The organism is Dietzia sp. B19 (assembly GCF_014145155.1).
Classification (GTDB): Bacteria; Actinomycetota; Actinomycetes; order Mycobacteriales; family Mycobacteriaceae; genus Dietzia; species Dietzia natronolimnaea.
In genome coordinates this window covers 2,126-14,639 of the sequence record NZ_JAALED010000354.1, presented here as the reverse complement: position 1 = coordinate 14,639, position 12,514 = coordinate 2,126, and the positions used below count along the sequence as shown (strand labels likewise).

At 68.5% G+C, this 12,514-nt stretch carries 14 protein-coding genes, 4 tRNA genes and 1 pseudogene; 7 read left to right on the top strand and 12 right to left on the bottom strand.

All coding sequences use genetic code 11. The annotated features are described in order from the left end of the window. From G6020_RS16615 to G6020_RS10650, 8 genes are all read right to left on the bottom strand, one after another. Positions 1-293: hypothetical protein (locus G6020_RS16615; RefSeq protein WP_194306084.1), on the bottom strand; the 293-nt coding region annotated here is incomplete at its 3' end. A 236-nt stretch (positions 294-529) separates the two neighbouring features. Then, positions 530-778: a WhiB family transcriptional regulator gene (locus G6020_RS10680; protein ID WP_182610611.1), complete on the bottom strand. Its 249-nt coding sequence runs from the start codon at positions 776-778 to the stop codon at positions 530-532. A 529-nt stretch (positions 779-1,307) separates the two neighbouring features. Beyond that, on the bottom strand, positions 1,308-2,756 hold the full coding sequence (locus G6020_RS10675) for a phage/plasmid primase, P4 family (protein ID WP_182610610.1): 1,449 nt from the start codon (positions 2,754-2,756) through the stop codon (positions 1,308-1,310). After that, positions 2,756-3,517, bottom strand: a complete 762-nt coding sequence (locus tag G6020_RS10670; RefSeq protein ID WP_182610609.1) for a bifunctional DNA primase/polymerase — start codon at positions 3,515-3,517, stop codon at positions 2,756-2,758. Before G6020_RS10670 ends, G6020_RS10675 begins: the two co-directional genes overlap by 1 nt. A 111-nt stretch (positions 3,518-3,628) precedes the next feature. Next, entirely contained in the window at positions 3,629-4,261 is a 633-nt protein-coding gene (locus tag G6020_RS10665) for a hypothetical protein (RefSeq protein WP_182610608.1), read from the bottom strand. Positions 4,262-4,359: 98 nt separating this feature from the next. Next, positions 4,360-4,521 carry a hypothetical protein gene (locus tag G6020_RS10660; RefSeq protein WP_182610607.1) on the bottom strand — a complete coding sequence of 54 codons (162 nt, stop codon included), beginning with the start codon at positions 4,519-4,521 and terminating at the stop codon, positions 4,360-4,362. Beyond that, on the bottom strand, positions 4,518-5,207 hold the full coding sequence (locus G6020_RS10655; protein WP_182610606.1) for an HNH endonuclease: 690 nt from the start codon (positions 5,205-5,207) through the stop codon (positions 4,518-4,520). Before G6020_RS10655 ends, G6020_RS10660 begins: the two co-directional genes overlap by 4 nt. Beyond that, complete coding sequence (locus G6020_RS10650; RefSeq protein ID WP_182610605.1) at positions 5,204-5,398, bottom strand: helix-turn-helix domain-containing protein; 195 nt, start codon at positions 5,396-5,398, stop codon at positions 5,204-5,206. Before G6020_RS10650 ends, G6020_RS10655 begins: the two co-directional genes overlap by 4 nt. 145 nt (positions 5,399-5,543) lie before the next feature. Between G6020_RS10650 and G6020_RS10645 the strand changes: the two genes are divergently transcribed. Both G6020_RS10645 and G6020_RS10640 read left to right on the top strand, forming a co-directional pair. Continuing rightward, positions 5,544-6,167, top strand: a complete 624-nt coding sequence (locus G6020_RS10645) for a hypothetical protein (protein ID WP_182610604.1) — start codon at positions 5,544-5,546, stop codon at positions 6,165-6,167. A gap of 109 nt (positions 6,168-6,276) precedes the next feature. Then, a complete protein-coding gene (locus G6020_RS10640) occupies positions 6,277-7,383 on the top strand; it encodes a site-specific integrase (RefSeq protein WP_182610603.1) in 1,107 nt (368 codons plus the stop codon). A 47-nt stretch (positions 7,384-7,430) separates the two neighbouring features. Here the strand turns inward: G6020_RS10640 and G6020_RS10635 are convergent. The 3 genes from G6020_RS10635 to G6020_RS10625 form a co-directional block, all read right to left on the bottom strand. Continuing rightward, positions 7,431-7,505, bottom strand: a tRNA-Val gene (locus G6020_RS10635). Positions 7,506-7,533: 28 nt separating this feature from the next. Further along, positions 7,534-7,607: transfer RNA gene (locus tag G6020_RS10630), tRNA-Cys, on the bottom strand. A 48-nt stretch (positions 7,608-7,655) separates the two neighbouring features. Next, positions 7,656-7,728 (bottom strand) — tRNA-Gly (locus G6020_RS10625). Between the two features lie 279 nt (positions 7,729-8,007). Here G6020_RS10625 and G6020_RS10620 point away from each other — a divergent pair. Beyond that, positions 8,008-8,079: transfer RNA gene (locus tag G6020_RS10620), tRNA-Val, on the top strand. Positions 8,080-8,156: 77 nt separating this feature from the next. Here the strand turns inward: G6020_RS10620 and G6020_RS10615 are convergent. After that, a complete protein-coding gene (locus G6020_RS10615) occupies positions 8,157-8,819 on the bottom strand; it encodes a DsbA family oxidoreductase (RefSeq protein ID WP_179525388.1) in 663 nt (220 codons plus the stop codon). A gap of 158 nt (positions 8,820-8,977) precedes the next feature. Between G6020_RS10615 and thrS the strand changes: the two genes are divergently transcribed. From thrS to G6020_RS17090, 4 genes and pseudogenes are all read left to right on the top strand, one after another. After that, a complete protein-coding gene (gene thrS, locus G6020_RS10610) occupies positions 8,978-11,065 on the top strand; it encodes a threonine--tRNA ligase (RefSeq protein WP_182610616.1) in 2,088 nt (695 codons plus the stop codon). Further along, a complete protein-coding gene (locus tag G6020_RS10605; protein WP_182610602.1) occupies positions 11,062-11,640 on the top strand; it encodes an HIT domain-containing protein in 579 nt (192 codons plus the stop codon). Before thrS ends, G6020_RS10605 begins: the two co-directional genes overlap by 4 nt. Before the next feature lie 14 nt (positions 11,641-11,654). Then, entirely contained in the window at positions 11,655-12,299 is a 645-nt protein-coding gene (gene pgsA / locus G6020_RS10600) for a phosphatidylinositol phosphate synthase (protein ID WP_182610601.1), read from the top strand. Next, positions 12,296-12,514 (top strand): annotated as a pseudogene (locus G6020_RS17090) (phosphatidylinositol mannoside acyltransferase); the annotation flags it as partial. The gene pgsA and the pseudogene G6020_RS17090, both read left to right, overlap by 4 nt.

Below are 12,514 nucleotides of genomic sequence, written 5' to 3'. Positions count from 1 at the left end.
GGGCGGGCGTGGCGCTCGTCGGCGTGAGCGGCGTGGTAGTCCGCAGCCTGCGCCAACGCCACCTCGGGTGACCGGTCACTGCACAGGACGAGCGCGGACCCCGCGACGGTGTAGGTGGCCGCCAGTCCGCGAACCAGGTCACCGATCGCGTCGGCCTCGCCTGCCAGGGCTCGCTTGTAGGTGCTGACCAAGTGGTCACGGGCGATATCGGACAGGTCACTGTCTGCCGCTCGGGTGCCGAGAAGGGTCTCGGCCAGGCGGATATCGGCGCTCGTGATGGCGTCGCTTTTCATTGGAATACCTCTTTCGTGTGCCTCCGTGGACCGGGGAGGGCCTCGGAGTCTTTCAGCGGATGCGAGTGGGGATCGGAGCCTCTCGGAGCGCGGGAGGCGCTCTCGGAGAGGGGTCGAGTGAATGCGTCAATCGGGGTTGACGACCGCCCATTGAACAATGTTGGGGGGAGACGCCCTGATATGCGCCGGTCAGGGCGGTAATTTGAGCTGCTGGCGGCGCGAGCCCCCCCTCCCCCTCACGCGACCTCGACCCATCGACTCTCGAATTGGTTCGGCGCTGACCGGGTCGCCCGCCCAGCCACGACACCGAACTCGCCCACCGTCTGGGCGCTGTCCGCCCACGCCCGGCACTCGGCCAGGACCGGGCACGCGGTGCGGCAGATGTTCGCGGCCCGGCGTTTTCTGGCCTTGCGCTCGGGCGGGCTCTCGCCGTCGATGGTGTGGTCCCACTCGGGCCACTTCCCGACGCAGGCCCCGCGCTCCATCCAATCCTGGGGCCTGGGCAGTATGTTCTGCCTGATCTGTATTTCGCGTTGCGCATGCTGGGGCCATGGGCGGGGCCACTCCGAGTGCTCCCAGTGTTTGCCGGTCATCGCTATGCCTCTCGTGGGTCTCGGGTGTCTGTCTTGGTCATCTGCGCCTCCTGGGCGTCGTTGTTGTGGGCTCCGGGCCGGAGCAGTGCGGGGCGGGGAGGGAGAAGCACTACGGGTCGCACTACGGGCGAGCTACGGGCACGGCCGACGCACCCGTAGTTCCCTCGAACCCCCTCTGACCTGCGACGGAGGGCCAGACCGTCGCCCGGCACTACGGGTGCTACACCTTCGGAACAGAGGAAGCTTCCGTGCGCTCGTGCGTGCCCGTGGGCGAGCGAACGCGTGCGCGAATCCTGACAACAAACCCGTAGTACCCGTAGTTGAAGGCCCTTTTGGAGTGTTTCTTTGCAGGTCAGAGGGGGTGAGGCCCCACTACGGGTGCGGGCGACGAACCCGTAGTGCACCCGTAGTGCACCCGTAGTCACTCCGCCTCCCGGAGTCGCAGGCCCACGTAGAAGCGGGCGTTTTTCCCGGCAACCTGGCGCGGCTTGGTCTGCCAGCCCTTCTCCTTGGCCACCCACTGCTTGAACTGGTCGAGGGTGAGGCGGTGGGACTCGTCAATCCCCTGGTCGCCCTGCCACTCCCGGAACGCGCTCGTGAAGTCGTGCGCGAGGACTCGGGCGGTCGGATCGACCTCGACGCACTCATCCCAGAACCGATCACCCGGCGAGAGGTCGAAGAAGGTCTCGTTCGTCTCGTCCCTCACTGCCCCGGGCCACGTGTCCGGCGCGACCCCATCCCGCTTGTAGGCGAAGTAGCCGCGCACGAGCCACGCCAGGACGGCCGGGTAGGTCTCCGGGTCGTTCACGCGGCTCTTGCTCGCGTCCGGCGGAGCCTGGTGCCGGAAGGGGACCACCATCAGCCGACGTTTGAACGCGCCGTCCGGGTCGTCCACTCGGGGCACGTCGTTCGTGGCGACTACAGGTGTGAACGCCGGAATGCGCTCCTCGACCACCGGGCTGTGCGCCCGTCTGGCCGAGATCGACTCCGAACCGGTCAGCCGCTTGATGATCGACACGTGCAGGCTCGAACTGGACCCAAACTCACTGAGGCCCAGAAACCGCTTGCTCAGCGAGTGCGCGAGTTCGGAGGTCGCCCCCGCCTCTCGCTTCTCCCGAAACATCGACGGGTCGGTCGCCATCGAATAGCCGGTCCCGAGGGTCTTGTGAGTCCACTCGACCAGAGTCGACTTCCCGGTCGAGGTCTCCCCCCGCAGCCAGACCATAAGCCGCTCGGGATTTCCGTCGCGCACGGCGGCGTAACCCAACACCCGCTGCACGAACTCGCGAAGGTCGGGTTCGGGCAGGAACCGGTCCAGGTACTCGGTGAACGCCTCGTGAGTGGCGTCCGGGTCGAACTCGCATGAGGTCGACTTGGTGAGCAACAGGTCGCGGGTGCGCGGCCGAACAACGGGCTCGTCGCCGGACAGGTCGAGCACACCGTTGGTCACCCCGAGCAACTCGGGAGCCGTGTCGAACTCGGCGAGGTCGACGGACAGACCACGTTCGGCGGTCTGCGCCAGATTGTGAGCGTGCCGGATGCCCGCGACCATCTTCGAGGTGTTGCTGCAGGTGTTGGCCCAACGAGCGAGAGCCTCATCCTCCGGCGACTCTGCGGCGGCCCGCTGGAGCGGTGTCGAGACCGCACGCTCGAACTCGACGGTGAGTTGGCCCGACTTGCGAAACACCCACCGTTCGCCGTCCCACGTCGCCCACTCGTCGTAGGTGCCACGGACCGCGAGCAGGTCGCGGCCGAAGTGATCCAACAGCGCCCGGGCGGTACCGGTGTCGGTCCGGTGGTAGCTCGCCGCACGGTTCTCGGCAGCGACCACTCGTTCGAGCTCAGCCATCAGGTCGTCCGAGAGTCTCATCACGCCACCGCCTGTCCGTCGCGGGCGACACGACTGGCGGCACTGGTCTCGCACTGGGCGACCTCGTCGGAGTCCAGGCCCAGTCCGAGGGCCGCACCCCGCACGCGGTTGGCGAACTCGGGCACGCCGGACTCGTGCGCTCGGCAGAACGCCCAGAACGCCAGGTCGTTGCGCCTGCCCTCGCGGGCGGCCAGCAGCGTGGACACCACCCGCAGTTGACGCTGGGTGGTCCACTCGCCGTCCCCACATTGCTCCGGGACGGCGGGGGGCGTCGGCACGACCTGCTCGATGAGCCAGTCGGGGGCGTCGGACATCGTGTTCGGCGAGGCCAGACGGTAGGTCGCCCCCGAGGGGTGGACCGAACCGGGTCCGACGACCAGCCCGGAGACCTTGAGGTCGGCCCCCGGAGCTTTGGCCGTCCGCAGACCCTCCGCCAAACCGGGGAGACGGTAGTAATGGTGCCGGCCCCGCCCGGTAAGAACCGTCATGGTCCGGGGCAGGGTGCGACCGTCGAGCCACACGGCGAACTTCTCGTCATCGTCCACGTCCACCACCAGGTGCTCGCGCAGGACAACTCCGATGTTCGCGTCGGGGTGCTCGTCGGCCCAGCGGCGGATCTGGCTTCGGTCACGGGTGGCCGCCTCCATCCACCCGGCCACCAGGGGTCGTTTGGTGCGGGGTGCGACCGGCACGACGTGCAGACCCATCAGGGCCAGTCTCGCCGCGTGGTCGCGCCACGGCTTGGGGTTGATCTTCGGCATCGTCTTCTTCTCTCCGGCAGGTCACTTCGGTGGTCTTCGTTGTCTTCCCTCGGCCTCTCGGGGCGGGAGCGGGTTTGCGGCCCACCCCCGCCCGTCGAGGCGTTCGGGGAGCTATTTGCGCAGGATCTCGGTGATCTCGTCGTGGATCTCCTGGTCGGTTCTGCCGACCAGCTCGCCGGTCGTCCCCATGTCCCGGATGGTGACCCACACCTTCGACATCAGCGGGAGCGAGGCGATCCGCGCACTGCGCTTGCCCAGCCGGTATGCCCACCGGCCCGACATCGGATCCGCATCGAAGTAGTGCGACTCCAGCACGCTCGCAGCCGCAGCGACCGCCCGGATCGTTCCGAGGGCCTTCTCGCAGTGCACCTCAAACTCGAACCACGGCAACGGCTCGGACACGTCCACGAAGTCCGGCCACTCGACACCGTTCCGGAGCAGAGCGACCAACTTGGTCAGGGAGTCGCCCTGGACGATGCGGAAGTAGTCATCGCGGTCGACGTCCTCCACCAGGGCGACGGCGACGTTGGCACTCCGTGCCCACCAGAACGGGCGAGCATCGCGGATCGACTCGGCCCGCATCTCAGGCGTGATGACGCCCTCCGGCACGTGGTGGATCGACTCGGAGTCCAGCGACTCCCAGATCTCCAGGTCGCTGAACCACGGCGAGTCCTTCGGCGGCGCAGCCCGCCACGGCCGGGAGCTTTCGTCGCGGACGTTCGGGGTGGTGAAATGGTCTTGCATCTTCGGTCCCTCCTCAGGGGTCTTGCGGCCGGTTGGGTCCCGGTCGCTTCGGTAGGTGTCTTCGGATGGTGAGGGCCGACCTCGTAAGAGGTCGGCCCTCAACGCTTGTTGGGGGGCTGTGGGTCCGAGCGGGTGGAGTAGGCCCACTTCGACTTCGCGGTGTTGACCTCGACGCCCTCCTGCCTCGCTTCCTCGCGGTGGCGGTCCTTCTGGCGGTCCAGCCACCGCCTGCGGCTGGCGCTGATTCGTCTCTCGGTCATGCCGCGACCTCCAGGTCCTCGTCCTCGTGTTCGACCCGGTTGCACTTGCGGTAGTTGCAGGAACCGTGAGCCGCCTGCACGTTCGCCGGGGTGTCGTCGCCCCCACGCGACAGGGGCACGATGTGGTCGATCGTGGCGCAGGTGCTGGGGTCGTCCTGGTAGCGCATCCGTGGGTCGATTGACTCCGAGCAGATCCCACAGACCCAGCCGTCGCGGGCGAAGATCAACTCGCGGGTGTAGGGCTCCTGCTTGGCCGAGGCCAACATCCGGCGGCGGCGTCGGTGAGCGGCGTAACACTGTTCCCGGTACTCGGCGTCCGTTGCCCACTTCTCGGCGTGATAGTTCTTCCTGTGAGCGAGGATCGCCTCGCGGTTGGCTTCTCGATAGGCCTTGGTGCGGGCGAGAGCGCACGCCTTGCACCGAGGGTTGTATCCGTCCTTCTTGTCCGAGTCGCGGTGGTAGTCGGTGATCGGCTTGGTCTCGCCACAGCCCGTACAGGTCTTGGTATCGGTCGGTGCGGGCTCGACTCGCTCGGCGGCGATCCTCTCGCAGTACTCGGCCCGCTGCGCGAGAACGCACACCTTGCAATAGGTGTAGTAGCCGTCCTTGTTCTTCGCGTTCCGGTGGTAGTCGGTGTACGGCTTTTCGACTCCGCAGCGGGTGCATGGCTTCTCGGCGGTGGTCATGCCACCTCACCGCCACGCCGAAGCCAGGTCACGACCTCGTCGGCCCGGTAGAGCACTCGGGCACCGGCCTTGACGAAGGGCGGACCACTACGCCTGTAGCGGCGGACGCGCAGTGCGTCTTCGGTGGTGTGCAGGTATTCGGCGGTCTGGGCGGGGGTCCACAGCGCGGGTGCGCCGGTTTCGTTTGCCATGTGATCCTCCTTGCGGGTCGTGTTCCCGGTGTGCCGGGAACGTGGTTCCACCATCAAAGCACGCCGTGTTGCTGGACGCAAGGGAACACCGCGTGTTACCATAGAAAGGGCAACACCACCACGAACCCACCCGAGAGGACACGAGATGCCCCGCCTAACCCCAGACCTCGCCGCCAAGGTCGACGCCACCGAGACCGAGATGCGCCGCGTCATCGGCCGCAACGCCCGAGAGATCCGACTAGCCGCAGGTGCGCACCTGGAGAGGGTGGCCCAGACCGCGAAGCGCTACGGCCTGCCCTGGACCATCGGCCGCGTCAGCGACCTGGAAGCCGGACGGATGGAGGCCAAGGTCTCGACCTTGCTGTCGCTGGCACTCGCGCTGGGAGAGATTCGGGGCGAGCCGGTGTCCCTGGCCGAGCTGTTCGCCCACGACGGACCCCTGCTGGTCAACGGTCGCGCAGTTGCCGACGTGGCCGGGGCGTTCCGAGGCGAGCCGGTGACCGAGTCGGAGGGCCAGCGCCTCCACGACGAACTGAACAGCGCCGACCCGGAGCAGTTGGCACGGGAATCGGCTGTGCTGGCGGACCGCCGGGCGGCGAAGTCACTCGGGGTCGACCTGGACCGGCTGGTCGCTGCAGCCGTCGAACTGTGGGGCCACAACCTGAGCGCGGAGCGTGACCGGCGAGCAAACGGCGAGACCAATGTCGCCGCCCGGGGCAATATCACCCGCGACCTGATGGCCGAATTGCGCCAGCACCTCGGCCTCTGACTCACTCACCCCCCCTGCTCCCGAGCGGCTCGGACCGTGCCCCGGGCCTCGACACCCGGCGAGCCCGTCCGAGGCGCTCCCCGGGCAAACGAGACATCAAGGAGACCCAGTGTCGATCCACAAAATGACCACGCCGGACGGATCGGTGCGGTGGCAGGTCCGCTGGAGGACCGCTGACAACACCCAACGCAAACGCTCATTCAAGACCAAACGCGACGCCGCCCAGCACGAGGCGTCCGTGACCACCGCGCTCAACCGGGGCGAGTACGTCGACACCGCCGCGTCTCGCGGGGTGACCGTGGACCAACTCCAGGAGCGCTGGCACGCGCAGATCTCGGGCCACCTCAAGGCGACCACGCTGGTCTCGCGGGAGTGGACCTATCAGACCCACATCCAGCCCAAGTGGGGAGGCGTGCCGATCAACCGGGTGCAGCCCTCGGACCTGAAGGCCTGGATCGCGGCCCTGCGCAAGGACGGAGTCGGCCCCGCGACCCTCGCCAAGGTGGTCCTGGTGCTGCGGCAGGTCCTGGAGGTCGCGGTCGAGGACAAGCAGCTCGCGTCGAACCCGGCCGCCGGGTTGAAGGCACCGACCCCCGACCACGTCGACAAGGGCTATCTGACGCACCAGCAGTTGGACCGGCTGGCGATCGAGGTAGGGGAGCGGCACACCACCCTCGTTTTGTTCCTGGGCTACTGCGGTCTGCGTTGGGGTGAGGCGGCCGCCCTGCGCCTCTCCGACTTCGACGCGCTCCGGGCTCGCGTGAACGTCTCGCGGTCGGTCGCAGAGGTCAAGGGCAAGCAGGTGTTCAGCACGCCGAAAACCGGCGAGCGGCGCAGTGTGCCGGTGCCCCGGTTCCTGGTCGAGCGGATGGCCCGTGAGTGCGAGGGCAAGACCCGCGACCAGCTCATCTTCGGCGGGGGAGAGGTACCGGTGCGGATCTCCACCTGGAGGCCTCGGGTGTTCAACAAGGCAGTGGCTCGGTGTCGTATGGCAGACCCCGAGTTCCCGGCGCGACTCACCCCGCACTCGTTGCGCCATACCGCCGCGTCGCTGGCGGTCCAGGCGGGGGCGTCAGTGTTGGTGGTGTCCAGGCTCCTGGGGCACTCGCGGCCCTCGGTCACCCTCGACGTATATGCCGGGCTCTGGGACGACGACCTGCAAGCGGTGGCCGGGGCGCTGGACGCCGAGCGCTCACGCGCCCTCGCTGCGCCCTAAACAGAACTGCGGCGGAGCCCGTTAGGTGCTCCGCCGCAGGTCAAACGTGGTGCGCGATACTGGGATTGAACCAGTGACCTCTTCCGTGTCAGGGAAGCGCTCTCCCGCTGAGCTAATCGCGCGGGATTCACCGACCGGATCTCTCCGGCGTGGAGGTGGAGACGGGAATCGAACCCGTGTTGACGGCTTTGCAGGCCGCTGCCTCACCACTCGGCCACTCCACCGAAAAGGTATCGAGCCCGGTGAGGACTCCTGGCTCCTCGATCCCTCCGAGCGGATGACGGGATTCGAACCCGCGACCCTCACCTTGGCAAGGTGATGCGCTACCAGCTGCGCCACATCCGCACTGCTCCCCGGCTCGCTGTTGCTCACCGCGTTGCGAGAATGAACATTAGCCGACGCCGAACTTGGAACACAAATCGGGGGCCGGAAACCGGGTTCCACCTGCACGGACGCCCTGATCCGGGGTTCTGCGGCCCAGCGCGCACCGGCCCTCCGGACGCGTGTCGGCACGGTACCGGCACGGCACCGACACGGCTCCGGCGCCTCGCCGACCCCGAATTGGGGCCGCGGGTCCGGCTTGCTACAGTGTTCCGGTGCCGATCGGGAGATCGGGCCACGCGCGGTCCTATAGCTCAGTGGAAGAGCGCTCCGTTCACACCGGAGAGGTCACTGGTTCGAACCCAGTTAGGACCACACCGCACACGCAGCCTCCGCCCCGGTGACCGGGAGACGGGGGCTGCGTTCGTATCCGGGCCAGCCGGTGCGCCGAGTCAGTCCTGCCGTCCGGCGACAGCCTGCTCCAGGGCCTGGCCGAACACCTCGACGGGCTGTGCACCGCTCACGGCGAGCCTGCCGTCGAAGACGAAGAACGGCACTCCCTGCACCCCGATCCCACGGGCGGCCTCCACGTCTTCACGGACGCGCTCGCCGAACCCGTCCCCGGACAGCAACCGGTCGACGGCGTCGGCGGGCAGGCCGGCCCCGACGCCGATGCGCCCGAGGACCTCCGGGTCGGAGAGTCGCTCGCCGTCGGTGAAGTGGGCGCGGCGCAACGCCTCGTCGACCTCGTCCGCCTTCCCGTGATCCGCGGCCAGCGCCGCCAGCCGGTGGGCGTCGAAGGTCGAGGAGATCCTGGCGGACCGCCAGTCGAACTCCAACCCGAGTTCCCGGAACCGTTCCGCCATCCGTTCCTGCGTGGCCTCCGCCTCCGCCAGCGTCATGCCGTACTTGCGCGAGAGCATCTGCGCGCCGGACTCGTCGTCGCCGCTCCCGCCGTGCCGCGGCGCCGCCGGGTCGAGTTCGAAGGCCCGCCAGGCCACGTCGACGGCAGTGTCGGGGTGCTCCGCCCGGAACGCCTCCAGCGCGGCCTCCAGGTGGCGTTTGCCGATCCAGCAGAACGGGCAGACGACGTCGGACCAGATGTCTATGCGCATGGCGGGTACAACCGCTCAAGGCGGTCCGGGATTCCGCGAGCCGCCGGGTAGCATGGACCGGCCCAGGTCCGTCACCGGAGCTGGTGCGCCCGTCACGGGTGACCCTGGTCACCCGTCGTCCACTGCCGAGGAGATCGCCCCCCGTGTCCGAGAACCGCATGCCGGAAGCCGACGTCGACGCAACGGATGCGGGCACCGTGACCACCACCGTCATCCCGGCGGGAGAACCGGCGGGCAAGATCCTCGCCGAGCGGGAGCTGCAGTCGAGGAGCGGCCCGGAGACCGTCGTGGTGGTGCGCGACCCCGATGGCGCGTTGCGCGACCTGTCGTGGGCGCCCGAGACGGACACCGAGGTCGAACTCGTCCGCGCGGACACCGAGGACGGCAGGTCCGTGATCAGACACTCCTGCGCCCACGTGTTGGCGCAGGCCGTCCAGGACAAGTTCCCCGAGGCGAAGCTCGGGATCGGCCCGCCGATCGAGAACGGCTTCTACTACGACTTCGACGTGGCCGAGCCGTTCACTCCCGAGGACCTCAAGGACCTCGAGAAGCGGATGAAGAAGATCATCAAATCGGGCCAGCGTTTCGCCCGGCGCGAGTACGCCTCTCTGGACGAGGCCCGCGCCGAGCTCGCCGGTGAGCCGTACAAGCTCGAGTTGGTGGAGGACAAGGGACGGGCGGACTCCGGCGACGCCGGGGGCGCCGAGGCCCTCGAGGACGCGGAGATCATGGAGGTCGGGGCCGGCGCACTGACCGCGTACGACAACCTCAACCCGCGCACGGGCGAGGTGGTCTGGTCGGATCTGTGCCGCGGGCCCCACACCCCCACCACCAAGTTCATCCCCGCGTTCACCCTCACCCGTTCCTCCGCGGCGTACTGGCGCGGCGACCAGAAGAACGCCGGCCTCCAGCGCGTCTACGGCACGGCGTGGGAGAGCACCGAGGCGATGGACGCCTACCTCGATCGCCTCGCCGAGGCGGAGAAGCGGGACCACCGGCGGCTGGGTACGGAACTCGACCTGTTCAGCTTCCCGGACGAGATCGGCTCCGGCTTCCCGGTGTTCCACCCCCGTGGCGGGATCATCCGCAACGAGATGGAGCAGCACTCCCTCAAGCGCCACCTGTCCGCCGGGTACTCGCTGGTCAACACCCCGCACGTGACCAAGGGCGACCTCTTCCGGAAGTCGCAGCACCTGAGCTGGTACTCGGAGGGCATGTTCCCTCCCATGGTCCTGGACGCGGAGTACGACGCCGACGGCAGGGAGACCAAGCCGGGGCAGGACTACTACGTCAAGCCCATGAACTGCCCCATGCACAACCTGGTCTTCGACTCCCGCGGTCGCTCGTACCGCGAACTACCGCTGCGGATGTTCGAGTTCGGCACGGTCTACCGGTACGAGAAGTCGGGCGTGATCCACGGGCTCACCCGCGCGCGCGGTTTCACCCAGGACGATGCCCACATCTACTGCACCGAGGACCAGATGGAGGGCGAGATCGCCTCCGTGCTGTCCTTCATCATCTCGCTGCTGCGCGACTACGGCCTCGAGGACTTCTACCTCGAGCTGTCGACCAAGGACCCCGAGAAGTACGTCGGCGGTGACGAGATCTGGGAGCGCGCCACCGAGACGCTCGAACGGGTCGCCACCAACTCGGGTCTCGAGCTGGTCCCGGACCCGGGCGGGGCGGCCTTCTACGGACCCAAGATCTCGGTCCAGGCGCGCGATGCGATCGGCCGGACCTGGCAGATGTCCACGGTGCAGCTCGACTTCAACCTCCCCGAGCTGTTCGACCTCACCTACAACGCCGCGGACGGCACCAAGAAGCGCCCGGTGATGATCCACCGCGCGCTCTTCGGGTCCATCGAACGGTTCTTCGCCGTCCTGCTCGAGCACTACGCGGGGATGTTCCCGGCGTGGCTCGCGCCCGTGCAGGTGGTGGGGATCCCGGTGGCCGAGGCCCACGAGAAGCACCTCGAGGACGTGATCGACGAACTCCGCGGCCGCGGGATCCGCGCCGAACTCGATCTCGCGGACGAGCGCATGCAGAAGAAGATCCGCAACCACACGACCGGCAAGGTCCCGTTCATGCTGCTGGCCGGCGACCGGGACGTCGAGGCGGGCGCGGTGAGCTTCCGGTTCCCCGACGGCACCCAGCTCAACGGGGTCTCCCGGAACGCCGCGATGGACAAGATCGTCTACTGGATCAACTCGCGGCGCAACGACGTGCCCACGGCGGAGCGGGTGTGACGCCCCGGGAACCGACCCCGACGGACGGGTACCGCCAGTACGGGGTGGGGGAGGATCGCCTGCAGCTGCTGTGGACCCCGTACCGGATGTCGTACATCGCCGAGTCGACGCCCGAGCCCGCCGAGGGTATGACCGGGGAGCCCTTCCTCGACATCCCCCGGATGAGCGACGAGGACGGCCTGATGGTCGCCCGTGGCGCCCATGTCTACGTGGTACTCAACCTGTACCCGTACAACCCCGGGCACGCCATGGTGGTGCCGTACCGCAAGGTGGCCGACCTGGAGGATCTCGACGACGACGAGGCGCGTGAGCTGATGTCGTACACCCAGCAGTTGATCCGGGTCGTCAAGGCCGTGTCCCGACCGGATTCGTTCAACGTGGGGCTCAACCTGGGCAGCGCCGCGGGGGGTTCGCTGTCGGATCATCTGCACCAACACGTCGTGCCGCGCTGGATCGGCGACGCCAACTTCATTACGGTGACCGGCGGAACCAAGGTGCTGCCCCAGTTGCTCCGTCAGACCCGACAACTGCTGGCCGAGGCGTGGTCGACCGTGCCCGGGCCCGACCACACCTGATTGCGGGGGAACAGATGCTGAGCGAGTTCGGAAGGTCGGGTGTCACCAAGGTGGCACACCCCTTCGCGACGTTCCTGGTCCGGATCGGGGTCACCGCGAACGGCATCACCCTGGCCGGGCTGGTGCTGACCTGTGCGGCGGCGGTCGCGCTCTTCGGCAACGGCCACCTGGTGGCAGGGGCGATCGTGATCGCCCTGTGCACCCTGCTCGACCTGGTCGACGGGGCGGTCGCCCGGGCGGGTGACGGCGGGTCCCCCTACGGCGCGCTGGTCGACGCGGTGTCGGACCGGGTGGCCGACGGTGTGATCCTCGCGTCCCTGCTGTGGTGGCTGGTGGACGCCGAACCGGACAACAAGTACGCGCTCGGCATGCTGCTGGCGTGCCTCGTGCTCTCCCAGGTCGTGTCCTACTCCAAGGCCCGCGCGGACGCCGGGGGTCTGCGCACGCCCGGCGGTCTGATGGAACGCGCCGACCGCCTCGTCCTGATCCTGCTCGGTGCCGGCCTGGAGGGTCTCGGCGTCCCCTGGGCCCTCGAGATCGCGATCACGGTGGTCGCGGTGGGCAGTCTCATCACGGTCCTCCAGAGGGTGTGGGGCGGACGGGCCGACCACCTCGGGCGGCTCGACCGGCTCGGGTCACCGACGGCGGGCGACCGATGACCCGGCTGGGCCAGCGGGCCTCGGACCTCGGGTACGCCGCGGGGTGGGCTCTGGTGCGCGCGCTCCCCGAACCGGTGGCACGGGCCCTGTTCCGGACCGGAGCCGACGTCGCCGCCCGACGTCAAGGGGAGGACTCCCAGCTCCGCAAGAACCTGTCCCGGGTCCTCGGGGTCGCCCCCGCGGAGGTCCCCGACGACCTCGTCCGAGACTCCTTC

Excerpts from the sequence above, each read along its gene's own strand:
- G6020_RS10680 (WP_182610611.1), bottom strand. The coding sequence starts at position 778 with ATGGAGCGCGGGGCCTGCGTCGGGAAGTGGCCCGAGTGGGACCACACC.
- G6020_RS10675 (WP_182610610.1), bottom strand. The coding sequence starts at position 2,756 with ATGAGACTCTCGGACGACCTGATGGCTGAGCTCGAACGAGTGGTCGCT.
- G6020_RS10670 (WP_182610609.1), bottom strand. The coding sequence starts at position 3,517 with ATGCCGAAGATCAACCCCAAGCCGTGGCGCGACCACGCGGCGAGACTG.
- G6020_RS10665 (WP_182610608.1), bottom strand. The coding sequence starts at position 4,261 with ATGCAAGACCATTTCACCACCCCGAACGTCCGCGACGAAAGCTCCCGG.
- G6020_RS10660 (WP_182610607.1), bottom strand. The coding sequence starts at position 4,521 with ATGACCGAGAGACGAATCAGCGCCAGCCGCAGGCGGTGGCTGGACCGC.
- G6020_RS10655 (WP_182610606.1), bottom strand. The coding sequence starts at position 5,207 with ATGACCACCGCCGAGAAGCCATGCACCCGCTGCGGAGTCGAAAAGCCG.
- G6020_RS10650 (WP_182610605.1), bottom strand. The coding sequence starts at position 5,398 with ATGGCAAACGAAACCGGCGCACCCGCGCTGTGGACCCCCGCCCAGACC.
- G6020_RS10645 (WP_182610604.1), top strand. The coding sequence starts at position 5,544 with ATGCCCCGCCTAACCCCAGACCTCGCCGCCAAGGTCGACGCCACCGAG.
- G6020_RS10615 (WP_179525388.1), bottom strand. The coding sequence starts at position 8,819 with ATGCGCATAGACATCTGGTCCGACGTCGTCTGCCCGTTCTGCTGGATC.
- thrS (WP_182610616.1), top strand. The coding sequence starts at position 8,978 with ATGCCGGAAGCCGACGTCGACGCAACGGATGCGGGCACCGTGACCACC.
- pgsA (WP_182610601.1), top strand. The coding sequence starts at position 11,655 with ATGCTGAGCGAGTTCGGAAGGTCGGGTGTCACCAAGGTGGCACACCCC.